The sequence below is a fragment of the Paenibacillus xylanilyticus genome (assembly GCF_009664365.1).
Classification (GTDB): domain Bacteria; phylum Bacillota; class Bacilli; order Paenibacillales; family Paenibacillaceae; genus Paenibacillus; species Paenibacillus xylanilyticus_A.
Map to the genome: position 1 here is coordinate 4724914 of NZ_CP044310.1, position 15580 is coordinate 4740493.

A 15580-nucleotide genomic window follows, 5' to 3' on the forward strand; every position below is an offset into this window, starting at 1 on the left:
CGGTATCGCTGGTGCCCAATAAAACTGGGACTCATCATTATTCGGTAAAAATAACCATTATCCTGCACTGGGCAAAAATCATCATTCATCCATAATCAATTTTTGACGTACGTCAATCTTGCCGTCCTTTATTCTCATCTGGATTTCGCCCATTTGATCTGTTCGATAAATCTGCGAACCCACAGCTTCCAGGCGTTCGAGCACACCCGGGTTGGGATGTCCGTATGTATTGTTGGCTCCTGCGGAAATGACTGCTGATTGGGCATTCCAATACTGCAGCCATGCCTCGGTCGACGAAGTCTTGCTGCCGTGATGTGCCACCTTCAACACATCGACTGCCGCTTGAGTGGAGGAAGACAAAGAGAACGAATTCCCATCTTGTTTGAATGAAGCTGCAAGAGATCCGTCTTGTATCATATATAATAGATTCTGTTCTGCTGCCGCATCCATATCTCCTGTGAATAACAGGGAAGCCCCCGCCATATCCAGCAGAAACACAACCGAATCATGATTTTGGTGTTCAGACACAGGAAGCCTGCCTCCTTCATTCAGGGAATGATCCAGATCTGGTGATATAAAATGAAGCGTGGTGTCTGCATCAGGCGCATATGACATTCCTTGTTGAATGGCGTATAAAGGGATATGTCGTTCTACAGCTGTATCCAGCAGCTTTTCGAAATTGTCTTTGCCACTTGTTGTGCCGTTAAACATGAAGCGCTCAACCGGAATCTGCTCAAGCACGGCCTGCAAGCCGCCGGCGTGATCCTGATCGGCATGCGTCAGAATGACCGCATCGAGTCGGTGAATACCACGTTTTTTCAATAAAGGCACAACCACTTTAGCCCCCACTTCGTAGGGATCTCGCCGAATTCTCCAGGATTCCTGATTGCCAAAATGAACCGTACCACCGCCATCCACCAAAATATGTTTACCTCCAGGGGTAGTGATTAGTGTGCTATCCCCCTGGCCAATATCCAGAAACTGAACGACCCCAGTGCCGGGAGGCTGCGGAGTCCGGTAAGCCCAGCCCAACCCTGCAGCAAGAATCAGAATCAGCAAACCACACATCCATTTATGAAACAAAGTCATCCGTTCACTTCCATAGTAGCCTGCACCTCGTGCCGTAAACGCACTTGTATATTCCGGCCACGCAATGCTTGCACTGAGTGCAGTCATTGATCCAGAGTGATTGCTCCTAGCCTGATCAGTCCTACCTTGGTTTTTCGTCGGTGTAACGATTCCCCCAGGCTGTACCGCTTCAACCAAACGACGTTCTGGGGAAGCATGAATCAATGGTACCGTGTCACCTTCAACGTTCAAGGCATGCTGCATCTCTCCTTTTCCCCGATGAAGAAGGTACAAAAGTACATATAAAACTGCATAATATGCCGCAATCCATAACAGGGAAGGTGTAGCCCAGATGAGCACAAAACCCGGCAGGCTGTTCATCCATTCCACGCTCACAAATGTCAGTTTGTTGAGTAAGATTGCAACCCAGGCAAGGGGTTTGGCCAGAGGCATCCACAGGAATGACAATAGAAGTGCGACCGTCCCAAGCGGCAGTACAACAGCGCTAATTAAAGATACAAGCAGAAAATTGGCGACGAAGGAAAGCAGCGAAAACTGGTTGAAATATAAAATAGTAACTGGAAAAGAAATAAGCTGTGCGGTTACCGTTACTGAAGCTGTCGCTGCAATGGCTTTAGGCCATCTGTTAAATAAACGATTAATAAGAGGCATATAGATCATCAGCCCTGCAGTCACGAGAAAAGACAGCTGAAAACTCACGCTGAGCAAGAAATAGGGATTCCACCACATCATCATCAAGGCAGCTGCACTGATCATCTGCAGTCCATCCCTTGCCAGTCCTCGCCTGGCCATATACAAACCAATCATGGACATAATCCCTGCACGAATTACCGAAGGTGAACCTCCAGATAACAGAACATAGGCAGGGATTAACAATAAGACGATGGTAAGTGATGTTTCCCGGGTTAACCTCAGCCACGACATCAGAAGTAATAGCGACGCCACATACACTGCAACATGTGTACCCGAGATAGCCAGTATATGCGTAAGTCCAAGTTGTGAAAACTGACCATACGTACCGGGATCGATGTCACTTGCCATACCGATAATAAGCCCTTTCATGTACCCTGCATGTGGTTCGGGAAACAGTCTGTCTACAGCTGAACCCAATTGGTTTCTGACCAGGTCATTCCAGCGGAGTATATTGAACTGCCCAAACCCTTCAGGAGAGGTGGCTGTTACCGAACCGGCTCCCTTTACTTTGAACAACCAGTGGATGTACTGTGTCTTTAGATAATTCCGATAATCAAAACCGCCGAAATTCCTCGCTTCTCCAGGCAGCGCCAGGGAACCCGTCAACGTGATTGCATCCCCTCGTCGCCATTCTGTCGCCACCTGCTGTTCTTCCTCTGCAGCCAATCGCACCTGTACCATCAGGCGTTCTTTTTTGGCAGGCAGCTGAAAAACCTCTGAATCTGTCCCGGATTGACCCTCTCCTAGCGGTTCTATGGAAGCAAGCAGAATCTGAAAGTCTGCCCGGTCACCGTCAATCCGAACGTCTGAATCCAAGGTTGCATGAAGCGTTGCAGCGTACCCGTCCAACTCCTCAACTGCCATATGAGTAACCTCGGGCAAACTGCTAACATTCCGAGCCTCATTCCACTCCCAGTGCACAGCACCACCTATTAGCGACGCAATTAACAACAACGCGGACCACCCGCGCAGCTCAATCCACCCAAGCAGGAATGGCAAACAGGCAATAGCACCTAACATCCCCCAAAAGAGTGTCCATCCTGTCAACGCACATGCCAGCCCGCTGCCGCATAACCAACAGACGGTGAACACTACCAAAGGTCTACCCTTCACTAGCTTATTCCTCCCTCCGCCATAAATAAATGAACGCAAAGAACCCCCGGCAGCTGAACCAGCTAAACCGGGGGTTCTTCCCCATCAGTGCTCTGAGCAATATCCTTTTTTTCAAAAGAGATCCTGCCTATGTTTATGAATATTCAGTCGCATTAAGTCATCTTCAATCACTAATCGTCATCATGGTTTCACGAGGCGGTTGATAATTCTCTAACCTGCGGAAGGTTATCCCCTTCTGAGCCATCATGCGTGTCACTTTGCCTGTATCCTTCGGATACGGGCGGTGAAACACAATCTCCGTGATGCCGCTGTTCGCCAGCATATTGGAGCACGTCCAGCAAGGTTCATCCGTCACGTACACGGAAGACCCTTCACGATCATTCCGATCGGTAAACAAAAGCAAATTTTGCTCCGCATGTATCGTCCGTATACACCGCTGCTTTTTGATCATTTCCTCCTGGCCATCCGTTGCCACCAGCTCGTACTCTTCAGAAATCATGCATCCGGCTTCGGAACAGTCGGGAACGCCCATGGGTGCACCGTTATACGCTGTTCCAAGCAATTTTTTTCCTTGAACCAGCACGGCCCCCACATGGCGCCGCGAACAGCGGGAACGGGTTGAGACCATATAAGCGATGTCCATGAAATAAGTATCCCAATCTTTGCGTACGTCTGCTGTACTCATGTTCGTTTCCTCTCCCGTTCGTTAATAAGTTACACTTTGTGCAATGCATATTTACTTAACATAAGAAAACTTTGGTTTACTGCCGTAATCATTCTATTACAGCCATTATCGGATCTGAACGTAAGGAGCCATTTTCTCCAACATTTTCATCCCAATTCCCTTGACCTTTGTCAGATCACTAACTTTGGTGAATGGTCCATGGGCATTTCGATAGTCGATGATGGCCTGGGCTTTTTTCTCCCCTATGCCCGGAAGCTCCGTAAGTTTAGAAGCAGATGCAGTATTAACATCAATTTTACCATTATCAATATCCTGTACCGTCTGAGCCGTTTGGACATTTTCTTGTCCAGCTTCCGCTGCAGGTACCGCAGCCATTGACGAAGCAACCTCCGGTTCGTTTGACGTGCGATTTGAACCGGTCTCTTCAACGACAAGTTTTGCCTGTTCAGTTTCCTTCAAATCAGCGCCATCAGCAGCCTTCTTGGCGTTATCATCAGCAGTAACCTTTGCTTCGCCTGGATCCAAAACAGCCGACTGCACAGCAGAGGGATCCTGCTCTTTCGTCGGCGTCTCGGTGCCGAGCTGCATGGGTTCCCAGCCAGAAGGCGGCTGTTCACTTTTGCCCGACCATAATATGAATATACTTCCTATCACCGCAGCAGCAATGGCTGCTCCCTGTTTCCATTTCATGCTTCCACACCTCTCCCTGTCTTCAAAATAAATATTCTGAACACGGGCGGTGCTTCCGAACCGTTGAATGTTGCTGGTGAAATCAAAGCTTTGCTTTTTTCATGTCATGTCATACAAGTCCTGGTGCATAGACTAGAAGGAACGAACTGCGCCAGTACCGTAAAGCATGAAAGGAGGCCTGAAACAATGAAGGTTGGATTTATCGGAACCGGCAGCATGGGAAGCCTGCTGATCTATGCCTTGATTCAATCCGGAGCACTCGAGCCCCGGCAGATCGCCGCAAGCAATCGGACCCCTTCCAAAGTGCGTCAGTTATCCCTCCGTTATCCCGGACTGCATGAATCACAGAGCAATCGGGAAACTGTCATACGAAGCAACATCATATTTCTATGCGTGAAACCACTCGAATTCAAGCATGTTATTGACGACATTCTGCCTGTTGTAAATTCCAATCATATCATCGTCTCGATTACCAGTCCCGTGCAGCTGCGTCATCTGGAATCTTCACTTCCTTGCAAAGTCTCCAAAGTTATCCCCAGCGTTACGCACCAGGTTGGCAGCGGAGCATCCCTGTGCATTCATGGCGAACGCATGACCACTGAAGACCGATCCGTTCTGGAGGGACTTCTCAGTCACTTCAGCAGACCTTACCAAGTCGATGAAGCCTGCACCCGGATCACATCCGATTTTTCGAGCTGCGGACCTGCATTCATATCCTTCTTCCTGGAACAATGGATCGAGAGTGCCGTCAAACTAACAGGGATCAAACGCGCAGACGCCTGCGCTCTTGCAGGTGAAATGCTCCTCGGAACAGGCAAGCTGCTGACGGAAGGAGGATATACCCCCCAAGAGCTCCAGGCTCGCGTTGCCGTTCCCGGTGGCATTACCGCCCAGGCACTTGCTTTAATGAAAAACAGCCTGAACGGTGTATTCGACAGCCTAATCCATACAACCCACGACAAGTACGAAGAGGACTTGTTGAAGCTGGATGAAGTATTTAGAGCCGGTGAAATTAACCGGCAACAATATTAACAAGTTTGCCTGGAACGGCAATGACCTTGCGAATGGTCTTGCCTTCCAGAGCCTGTTTGACAGGTGCCAGTTCCATTGTAAAGTCCTGCATGCCTTGTGCATCGAGATCTTTGGCAATCGTTGCACGAGTTACGATTTTGCCGTTGACCTGTACAACAATCTCCACTTCAGCATCTACTGTCATGGATTCATCATACTCCGGCCAAGCTACGTAGGAGATTCCTCCTTCGTGTCCAAGACGGCTCCACAATTCTTCCGCCATGTGCGGTGCCAGTGGGGACAAGAGCTGTACAAAGTTTTCCATCGCTTCACGTGGCAATGTATCGGCTTTGTAAGCATCGTTGATGAAGATCATCAACTGGCTGATCGCTGTGTTGAAACGCAGATGTTCCAGATCATCCGTAACTTTTTTGATCGTTTTGTGAGCTGTGCGTTTGAATTCTTCCGTTCCGCCATCCACAGTGATCTTGTCGTTGATTGCTCCAGTATCCTCGTTGATGAAGAGACGCCATACGCGTGACAGGAAGCGGTACATACCCTCTACCCCGTTAGCATTCCACGGTTTTGTAGCTTCCAGTGGTCCCATAAACATCTCATAGAGACGCAATGTATCGGCTCCGAATTCATTCACAATTTCATCCGGGTTAATGACATTACCACGGGATTTACTCATTTTCTCATTATTGGTTCCCAGAATCATACCCTGGTTCACCAGTTTGTGGAATGGCTCCTTAGTATTCACCACGCCCAGATCATACAACACCTTATGCCAGAAACGAGCATACAGCAGGTGAAGCACGGCATGCTCGGCTCCCCCGATATACAGGTCAACAGGCAGCCACTGCTGCTGTTTCTCCTGGGAGATCAGCTCTTTGTCGTTGTGTGGATCGATAAAGCGCAGATAATACCAGCAGCTTCCCGCCCATTGCGGCATCGTATTGGTCTCGCGGCGGGCTTTCATTCCCGTTTCCGGGTCCACCGTATTTACCCACTCCGTTACGTTCGCCAGTGGAGACTCCCCGGTACCTGAAGGTTTGATCTGGTCGATATCCGGCAGCAGCAAAGGAAGTTGATCTTCCGGCACCGTCTTCATTGTTCCATCTTCCAGGTGCAGAATTGGAATCGGCTCACCCCAGTAACGCTGGCGACTGAACAACCAATCGCGCAGGCGATACGTTGTTTTTCCTTGCCCCTTACCATTCTCCTCCAACCATGCGATCATTTTCGCAATCGCTTCTTCGTTATTCAGTCCGTTCAGGAAGTCCGAGTTCACATGCGGTCCGTCACCGGCATAAGCCTCTTGTGTTACGTCCCCACCCTGGATAACTTCAATGATGTCCAGACCGAACTGCTTCGCAAATTCCCAGTCCCGTCCATCATGACCTGGAACTGCCATAACCGCTCCTGTACCGTATCCTGCGAGCACATAATCCGCAATCCAGATAGGCAGCTTTGCACCATTAACCGGATTGATCGCATAGGCACCAGTGAATACGCCTGTTTTTTCTTTGGCCAGATCCGTACGTTCCAGATCACTCTTGCGAGCGGCCTGCTCCTGGTAAGCCTTAATGGCTTCACGCTGTTCCGCTGTCGTAATTGCATCGACCAATTCATGCTCAGGAGCAAGAACGGCGAAGCTTGCACCGAACAGGGTATCCGCACGTGTTGTAAACACTTTGATAACTTCTTCACTGCCCTCAATGGCAAATACAACCTCTGCACCTGTGGATTTGCCAATCCAGTTGCGCTGCATATCCTTGATGCTCTCGGACCAATCCAGCTCTTCCAGATCTTCCAGCAAGCGCTCTGCATATTCCGTGATTTTCAATACCCATTGACGCATCGGTTTGCGTACAACCGGATGACCACCGCGCTCACTTTTGCCGTCAATAACCTCTTCGTTAGCCAGTACCGTACCCAGCGCTTCACACCAGTTAACCGGCACTTCATCTACGTATGCCAGGCCTTTTTTGTACAACTGGATGAAGATCCATTGTGTCCATTTATAGTATTCAGGGTCTGTTGTACTGATCTCACGATCCCAGTCGTACGAGAAACCAAGGGACTTGATTTGACGACGGAAATTGTCGATATTGCGGAATGTAATTTCCCGCGGGTGCTCGCCCGTGTCCAGAGCGTGCTGCTCAGCAGGCAAACCGAAAGCATCCCAGCCCATCGGATGAAGCACATTATAACCACGCATACGTTTGAAACGGGAAACGATGTCTGTTGCCGTATACCCTTCCGGGTGGCCTACGTGCAGACCTGAACCGGATGGATAGGGGAACATGTCGAGTGCATAAAACTTCGGTTTACCCGGGTCTTCACCTGTTTTAAACGTTTTGTTCTCATCCCAATACTGCTGCCAACTTTTCTCCATAACCTGCGGCTGATAGCCGTGCTTCGGCTGGTGATTTTCACTCATCTATTGTTCCTCCTCTTGGTTATTCACATTTATTGCAACAAAAAAACCTCAGCATCCATAGCGTTTGCAGCGCTAGGGACGAGAGGTTGAATTCCCGTGGTACCACCCTAGTTAGCGGACGAACGTGCTTCGTCATCCACTCCCTTTGGACCTGTAACGGCGGTTAACCGATGCGGATTTCCATTCCTGAACGAATGCCAAACATTCAAAGCACAGGATGGTGTAATCACCGCATTTCTCCAAGGCGAGTTCGCGAAATACTGTCAATCGGCTTGCACCAACCGCCGACTCTCTGTCATGTACAGGACCCACTACTGTTCCTTATCATCGAAATATGTATACAATATCGGGACCATTATATAAAAAAGCACGACTAAAGTCAATATTGCTTGTTTTGTTGACTATAAATAATGCAGTTCTTTCCCATTCTGGCTAGGACATTCGAAATCGCTCGATTCCTTCTTCCAAGTTATGGATTGCCCACTGAATGTGTTCCTGGTTATCATATTGACGATATTCGCATTCAATCCGCAGGATCAGATCAAAATACAGATCGTACAAGCTTCTTCGTTTTCGTTCACTCTCCGTTGTGATGGCCCTACCGTAACCTTTCACAAACCCTTTTGTATAATTAAAATGACTGAAGTAGTGCTCCATCAGAGGATCCGCCCATAGGCAACGCTCAAAATCAATAATGGCTGTAATCCGCCCCTGTTCCACAAATACATTGCCATCCCACAGATCCCAGTGAATGAGTACCGGCTCGTTGACATCACTCAGCACATCCGATTTCTCCCTAATCAATTGGGCAAGCTCATCATAATCCATAGGAAGTTTTACGCCAGCCTCTCTTCCGTCGGTCAGCAAATCATCCATCAGACACAAAAATGCTTCCTTCCAGGTGTTATACTTTGGTTTCTTTTCTGAAAAATAGCCAAACTTTTCACCTTTGATCTCGTTGATCCGGCGATTGAATGCACCAAGCTGCTCTTCAATCTCTGCCTGCTCTGCTGCACTATACTGATCTTTGACCTTGTTGTAAGGCGTGCCAGACATATATTCCATCATAAAATACTCCGCCGGAGCAAGACTGCATGTGGTATCCCACGCCAATACACGGGGGACCGGTACATCTCGAAGCTCTCCCACAAGACGCAGTGCCTGAACTTCTGCCATCAGGAGATCCTGCTCACAACGCAATGGTTTACCAACCTTGGAAGGAGCGATTTTGAGCACCACCTCTTGCCCGTTGCCGAGCGAGATATAATAAGCATGGTTGGCCCATCCGTCAATCATTTCCCTATATTCCAGGATGCCTGTATTAAAATGTTGCTTGGCAATTGCATTCAGCTGTTCTGAAGTCAGCCTTGTTTTGTATGTACTTTCCACTTCTGCACCACCTTTTTTTATAAATACGAATTCTATTCATCAAGATCGGGTAAGCGTTTTCCACGTTTTCCACCTTCGTCCATTATGGCTCTCTTCACTGGTGCTGGCAATGCATTTCATCATAAAAACAGGAAAAAACCGCCCTCACTGTTGCAAGGACGGTTCCCTATCTGCAATTCTATTTCACCGCGACGTAAAATAGCCGCTGCGCGCCTTCCCCAGCTTCTTTCCATGTGAAATCAGCATATACACGGACATTCCTGAATCCAGCTTTGGTCAGTTCCAGCTTCATCCAGTCCGGATCGTACGCACGCTGAACGTGAACCTCTTCGAAACGCTGGTACATGTCCCTGCCGCCGTCATCCACCCGGGAGAAAATGCTGAGATGATGCTCAATCTCACACCGTTCACGATCCATGTCGCAGGTCCAGATATAGGATACGGAGCGTTCATCCAGGACAAAAGGCTGCTCTTCTTCATAGCGAATCAAGGTGTCTGGATGGTGTACATCAAACAGGAATGTGCCTTCCGGCTTCAGCATCTCGTAGGTACGCTGGAACGTACGAATAACATCTTCCTTTTCCAGCAAATAATTAATGCAGTCACAGAAGGAGATTACTGAATCTACCGGTTCGGGTACTCTCCAATCCCGCATATCCTGCTGAACCCAGCGGACACTGCCTTCACGATACAATCGATGACCTTGAGGAGTTCCCTCCATTTTGCTTCGTGCCACAGATAACATATCCGCAGACAGATCAATGCCCGTCACTTCAAACCCCGAGTTGACCAGTGGGATCGTAATGGACCCTGTTCCACATCCAAGCTCAGCCACACTCTTCGGCATGCCGTGCTGCTCCCACGCTGTTCTTGCAAACCTTATCCAGTCCGGATAAGGCATATCTTCCATTAATTCATCGTACACATAAGCAAATTTACGGTAAGACATGTCAGGCACCGCACTTTCAATTTCATTTTCCGATTCCAAAAGAAAAAGCAGGGGCGTCCGGAGTTCACCCAGCCTTGCCCTGCCTTCCTTCGTTCCAATATGTCGTTAACGATTACTTGTTTTCATCTGAATCTTTCGGAGCCGACTCCGTCAAATACGTCCAGTTTTCCTTCTGCGTCACCAGTCCGTCTTTCATCAGCTTGCCCAAGGCACGCTTAAAAGCAGACTTGCTGATTCCAAAGCGCTGCTTGATGATATCCGGTGGAGTGGCATCCGAATAAGGCATACCGCCCATAGGGCGCTCTTTCATAAACGCAAGAAGTTTGTCCGCATCTTCGTTACGGCCCACCTCTTTGCGAGGGGACATGGCCAGGTTTACACGCCCGTCTTCACGAACCAGCGTTACCCGACATTTCACCTTTTCACCCAGCCGCAGCATTCTGTTGCGCTCCGATGAATGGATCATGCCGATCGCACCGAAGCCAAGTACTCCGCCTTCTACAAGCACAAAAGTACCCATCTGCAAAGGTTTGTACACCGTAGCTTCCACCCATTCGTTCAACCATGATGTTGGGGCGTGGAACGCCAGAGGAGCAAGCTCACGTTCCCCGGCCAATTTGGCGCGAAGACGTCCCTGCTTGTCATGTTCCATAATAACAAAAACTTCATCGCCCACGTGTGGGCGCAGTTCTTCCAATTCGGGCAATTCACGGATAGGGAGCAGCAGCTGCCGTCCAAGGCCCATCTCAAGGAAACAACCAAGGCGTGGGTGTATATCTGCCACAACCAGTCGGGCCATTTCGCCGAGCGTGAGATATGGTTTTTTCATGGTTGCTGCCAAACGGTCCTCTGTATCAAAGAACAAAAAGACCTCGAGCGTCTCCCCGATTTTGACATCCCGTGTGAGTTCCGTATAGTGAAGCAGTACATCTTCCGATCCTGTCGTCAAAAAGTAGCCAAAAGGCGATACTTCACGATCAACGGGCAGGGAGACGACCGTGCCTGCAATCAAACTCATACCGTTCCCACCACTTTGGCGTCAGACCATAGCCGTTCAATGTTGTAATATTCGCGCTCATCACGATGGAAAATATGCACAACCACGTCGCCCATATCCATCAGCACCCAACGTGCGGAATCCATGCCCTCGATCCCTTTAATGTTAACGCCAGCTGCATGTGCCTGTTTGCGAATTTCTGTTGCAATGGACTGTACCTGTGTATCGGAATTACCGTGACAGATTACGAAGTAGTCTGCAACTAGAGAGATGCCTTTCAGGTCCAGTGCTACAATGTTCGATGCCTTTTTATCGTCAGCGGCGGTTACCGCCATATTCATAAGTTCTTTCGATGATACTGTCATGAACCAACCTCCATATTTTATAAGTGTGCAATCAGATCATTCCGCGACAACATCGTTAGCGGGTAAATGACGCGGCGCTGCGAGATCAGCAAGCTGATCGTGGAATCAAAACCGGCAATCAGTCCCTCTTCCAAGCTGCGCTCTGCCTGCTCACGAATGTGATCTACGCCCGGGAAATCTCTTCCCGGTTCAATATAGTCAGCAAGACATACAACCTTATCAAGCAGACTCATACCTACACGCCCGGAAGTATGCCAGCGGATTGCGTTAATGATTTCCGGATCATCAACACCATAATCCCGCTGTGCCACAAAAGCACCTACTTCAGAGTGCCAGAGCTGCTTGTCATGCTGTAAAAGTTCTTCGTTCAATCCGTTTTCACGGATGACCGCTTCCATCTCGGATACAGGCCAGTACTTGGCCACGTCATGCAGTATGGCTGCGAGGTCGGCTTTGACCGGATCCGCCCCATACTTCTCTGCCAACTGGATAGCCTTTTCCATTACGCCAAGCGTATGCTTCCAGCGCTTCTCCGGCATCTGACCGGAAACGGCCTTAATTAATTCTTCACGGCTTAGCCCCATATAAACCGCTCCTTACAATATATTGATGAACTGCGTCAGGGATCATGAACCGTACCGAATGCCCCTTGGCAAGTCTTCTGCGAACAGCCGTGGATGAAATGTCCACCAGAGGCATCTCGGCCAGCAGCACGCTGTCCTGCAGTTCCTCCGGCAGGTCATCCAGATGCAGCTGAAATCCTGGCCGCCCCACACCAATAAAGGTTAATTTCGCAGCCAGTTCTTCAATCTGTTCCCACTTCGGAAGATAGTTCACCATGTCCGCTCCGATAATGAAATAAAATTCATGCTCCGGATAACGGCGCCACAATTCCTTCATCGTATCGATCGTATAGGACACCCCGCCGAGCTCCATTTCGATGCCCAGCACTTCATACTGTTCTACACCTTGTACCGCAGCCTCAGTCATATCCAGGCGCTGCTGTCCCGAAGCTCCTGCTCCGCGTTTATGGGGCGGAACATGGGAAGGCATAAACCAGATCTCATCCAGGGCATGTGAATCTCTTGCAGCTTCGGCTGCGAGCAGATGTCCCATGTGGATCGGATCAAACGTCCCGCCCATGATGCCAATCTTCACCCGTGTCACCGTCCTAAGGAAGTTCGATTTGTTTGTTGTCGCGTGATTCCTTGTACAGGATGATGGTGCTTCCGATAATCTGCACCAGTTCGCTGCCGGTTTCCCGAGCTACTTCTTCAGCGATTTCGTTTTTGTCATCCAGACAGTTGTTCAACACTTGCACTTTCATCAGTTCGCGTTTCTCAATTGCCTCTTCGATATGACGGAACAGATGATCATTGGTGCCCCCTTTGCCGATCTGAAATACAGGGGTCAGATGATGTGCTTGTGAGCGCAAAAAGCGCTTTTGTTTACCGTTTAACATAATTACTCCATAACTCCTTATGCCCGGCAGGCACTGTAACAGCGTTTTACGTCTGTCTGTTGCCTGACCGTTCAATGATATTTTTCACTTATTAAAACTATCCAATACAGCGCGTCTCATGGTCTCAACTGGCGCAGGAATGCCGAGCCAGTGTTCAAATGCGACCGCGCCCTGATACACAAACATGCCTAGGCCGCCGTGCACAACGCATCCACGCAAACGTGCTTCTCGCAGCAAGCGTGTCTCCAGCGGATTATAGATTAAGTCACTCACGGCCGCACCTTCCCGAATCAACTCCGGATTCACCGGTACATCATCGATATGCGGATGCATGCCTACCGCCGTAGTGTTAATCACGATATCAGCCGAGGCTAACACTGCTGCCGCTTCTTCCAAGCCGCTGCCAGTGATGTTACCCAATCCGTGCCCTCTCAAATCGGAGGCAAGAGCCTCTGCTCTCTCACCTGTACGATTCAGGATGCTAATCCGTTCCGGCTTCTCCAGTGCCAGAGCATAGATGACGCCTCTTGCAGCGCCTCCTGCCCCAAGAACTGCAATCTTCTTGCCTGCGAGCTCCGGTACTGCTTCTTCCTTCAACGAACGAACATAACCAATACCATCGGTATTGTACCCAGTCAGTTTACCATTATCGTTGACAATCGTGTTCACCGCACCAATCAGCCGCGCACTATCATCAATGACATCGAGGTATTTCATGACTTCTTCTTTGTGAGGGATCGTTACATTAACACCCCGATATCCCAAGGCAACAATGCCTTTAACAGCTGCTTCCAGCTGCTCTGGACGAACATGAAGCGGCATATACAATCCGTTCACACCCGCTGTCGCCAGAGCCGCATTATGCATGGCAGGTGACTTGGAATGTCCAATCGGATCCCCAAAAACGCCAAGCAAAACAGGAAGTGAAGTACAGGTATTCTTTTGTTCTGACATGCGTCCGCCCCCGATCTATAGAGAATCAATTTGCCGTATAACTAGATCAAAGATGGACGAACCAGCACTCGAATACCTTTTGGTGCATGTACAGCGACAAGCGCCCCATTCTCACCATTGACCTTGATCCAGCCCAGACCGGAAATGAACACATCGGACTGGCTGCCGCGTTTGATACGGAACTCATGCCGTGTCCATTCAGGCATATCCGCTGCATCCTCCCGGCTTGGCGGGGACAGCAGTTCTCCGGCGTGGTCACGATACAGATCATCTGCACGCTCCAGCTTCGTCCGGTGAATATCGATTGCATTGCTTGTATAACAAGTGAAGGACTGACGATCACCTTCAATGAAATCAAAACGAGCCATGGCACCAAAGAACAGCGTCTGTCCGGCATTCAATTGATACACCGCCGGTTTAAGCGGTTTGTCCGGCATGATGGCTGACAGATCCTTGCGTGATACGATCTCACTGAAACGCCATGGATACATGATTCCCGGCGTATCAATAATAAACTTGCCATCATCCAGTGGAATATTGACCATATCCAGCGTCGTTCCCGGATAACGCGAGGTTGTCAGCTCCTGCTCCAAATCGCTGTAGTCGCGGATCAGACGGTTAATCAATGTCGATTTACCTACATTGGTACCGCCGACCACGTAAACGTCACGATCCTCGCGATACGTACCCACAAGCTCCAGCAGGCGATCAAATCCCTGATTTTGCTTGGCACTGCAGAGCACGATATCCACCGTACGCAAACCTTGCTCCTTAGCCTGCTTCTGTACCCAGTTACGAACCTTGTTCCAGTTGGTTACCTTGGGAAGCAGGTCCGTTTTGTTAACAGCCAGCAGAACCGGATTGTTCCCTACAAAACGCTGCAGACCGGAAATGATGCTGCCATCAAAGTCAAACAGATCAACGATATGGATGACAAGTGCATCCTTATCCCCGATTTTGCTGAGAAGAGCCAGGAATTCGTCCTGATCCACCGTGACGGATGATGACTCATTGTAGTTTTTGATTCGGAAACAACGCTGACATATGACCGGTTCACGATCCAGCGCCTTCTCCGGAATAAATCCCGGTTTGTCCGGATTTTCCGTTTGCAGATGCACTCCGCATCCACTGCATCTTACGGCAGGATTGCCGTTATGCGTTTCTGTCATTTCTTCTTTTCCTCCTCGAGCCATAAGCCTTTCTTGCGCAAACTGGTTAGAGCAATCCGTTCCACGCGACGATTGAAGCGGGTCATGAAGCCTTCATCACCGATGGAAATGGGCAGCACCAAGACCGTATAAAGTCCCAATCGGTTGCCTCCATATACATCCGTAAGCATCTGATCGCCTACCACAATCGTTTTTTCTGGAGTAAGCTCCATCATCTTCATTGCTCTACGAAACGGTGCATTCGATGGTTTGCGTGCACTATGCACAAACTGGATATCCAGCGGAGTCGCAAACAAAGATACACGGTTCAAATTGTTATTGGACACGATCATCAGCTTGAAACCCGCCTCTTTCACACGCGCAAACCATTCAATCAGTTCCGGTGTGGCATCAGGAGCTTTGGCACCGACAAGCGTATTATCCAGATCAGTTATAATTCCACGGTAGCCTTGAGCGTACAGCTCTTCCAGATTTATGTCAAAAACCGTGTCTACTCGCAGCTTGGGCATTAACATTTTAAACAAAGAAGTCACCTCAGTTTCATACGACACACTATATCACAAATCCG

The 15580-nt window shown here is 49.2% G+C and carries 15 protein-coding genes and 1 other annotated feature; of the genes, 1 reads left to right on the plus strand and 14 read right to left on the minus strand.

Annotated elements, in window-relative coordinates:
- Positions 1-81 precede the first annotated feature (81 nt).
- From F4V51_RS21025 to F4V51_RS21035, 3 genes are all read right to left on the minus strand, one after another.
- Positions 82-2895, minus strand: a complete 2814-nt coding sequence (locus tag F4V51_RS21025; RefSeq protein WP_236146608.1) for a ComEC/Rec2 family competence protein — start codon at positions 2893-2895, stop codon at positions 82-84.
- Positions 2896-3058: 163 nt separating this feature from the next.
- Complete coding sequence (locus F4V51_RS21030; protein ID WP_153979480.1) at positions 3059-3580, minus strand: deoxycytidylate deaminase; 522 nt, start codon at positions 3578-3580, stop codon at positions 3059-3061.
- A 105-nt stretch (positions 3581-3685) separates the two neighbouring features.
- A complete protein-coding gene (locus F4V51_RS21035) occupies positions 3686-4270 on the minus strand; it encodes a ComEA family DNA-binding protein (protein ID WP_236146609.1) in 585 nt (194 codons plus the stop codon).
- 186 nt (positions 4271-4456) lie between these two features.
- Here F4V51_RS21035 and comER point away from each other — a divergent pair, with 186 nt between their 5' ends.
- Positions 4457-5302, plus strand: coding sequence for a late competence protein ComER (gene comER / locus F4V51_RS21040; RefSeq protein WP_153979481.1), 846 nt, complete (start codon positions 4457-4459; stop codon positions 5300-5302).
- Here the strand turns inward: comER and leuS are convergent.
- The 11 genes from leuS to F4V51_RS21095 form a co-directional block, all read right to left on the minus strand.
- Complete coding sequence (leuS, locus tag F4V51_RS21045; protein WP_153979482.1) at positions 5283-7727, minus strand: leucine--tRNA ligase; 2445 nt, start codon at positions 7725-7727, stop codon at positions 5283-5285. The two genes, comER and leuS, sit on opposite strands and share 20 nt — an antisense overlap.
- A gap of 71 nt (positions 7728-7798) precedes the next feature.
- Positions 7799-8064: a binding site (T-box leader), on the minus strand.
- 95 nt (positions 8065-8159) lie between these two features.
- Positions 8160-9116: a phosphotransferase family protein gene (locus F4V51_RS21050; RefSeq protein WP_162009961.1), complete on the minus strand. Its 957-nt coding sequence runs from the start codon at positions 9114-9116 to the stop codon at positions 8160-8162.
- Positions 9117-9294: 178 nt separating this feature from the next.
- Positions 9295-10065, minus strand: a complete 771-nt coding sequence (locus tag F4V51_RS21055) for a class I SAM-dependent DNA methyltransferase (protein WP_153979484.1) — start codon at positions 10063-10065, stop codon at positions 9295-9297.
- Between the two features lie 112 nt (positions 10066-10177).
- Positions 10178-11083, minus strand: coding sequence for a CvfB family protein (locus tag F4V51_RS21060; RefSeq protein ID WP_153979485.1), 906 nt, complete (start codon positions 11081-11083; stop codon positions 10178-10180).
- A complete protein-coding gene (gene rsfS / locus F4V51_RS21065) occupies positions 11080-11427 on the minus strand; it encodes a ribosome silencing factor (RefSeq protein ID WP_153979486.1) in 348 nt (115 codons plus the stop codon). The genes F4V51_RS21060 and rsfS overlap by 4 nt, the downstream gene beginning before the upstream one ends.
- Positions 11428-11444: 17 nt before the next feature.
- Positions 11445-12011, minus strand: coding sequence for a bis(5'-nucleosyl)-tetraphosphatase (symmetrical) YqeK (yqeK, locus tag F4V51_RS21070; protein ID WP_153979487.1), 567 nt, complete (start codon positions 12009-12011; stop codon positions 11445-11447).
- Positions 11995-12585, minus strand: a complete 591-nt coding sequence (locus F4V51_RS21075; RefSeq protein ID WP_095289808.1) for a nicotinate-nucleotide adenylyltransferase — start codon at positions 12583-12585, stop codon at positions 11995-11997. The genes yqeK and F4V51_RS21075 overlap by 17 nt, the downstream gene beginning before the upstream one ends.
- A 13-nt stretch (positions 12586-12598) precedes the next feature.
- On the minus strand, positions 12599-12889 hold the full coding sequence (gene yhbY / locus F4V51_RS21080) for a ribosome assembly RNA-binding protein YhbY (protein WP_095289806.1): 291 nt from the start codon (positions 12887-12889) through the stop codon (positions 12599-12601).
- An 84-nt stretch (positions 12890-12973) separates the two neighbouring features.
- Positions 12974-13843 carry a shikimate dehydrogenase gene (gene aroE / locus F4V51_RS21085; protein WP_153979488.1) on the minus strand — a complete coding sequence of 290 codons (870 nt, stop codon included), beginning with the start codon at positions 13841-13843 and terminating at the stop codon, positions 12974-12976.
- A gap of 41 nt (positions 13844-13884) precedes the next feature.
- The gene (yqeH, locus tag F4V51_RS21090; protein ID WP_153979489.1) at positions 13885-15012 is read right to left on the minus strand and encodes a ribosome biogenesis GTPase YqeH; all 1128 of its coding nucleotides are present in this window, start codon (positions 15010-15012) and stop codon (positions 13885-13887) included.
- A complete protein-coding gene (locus F4V51_RS21095) occupies positions 15009-15536 on the minus strand; it encodes a YqeG family HAD IIIA-type phosphatase (protein ID WP_095359536.1) in 528 nt (175 codons plus the stop codon). The genes yqeH and F4V51_RS21095 overlap by 4 nt, the downstream gene beginning before the upstream one ends.
- Between the last annotated feature and the right edge of the window lie 44 nt (positions 15537-15580).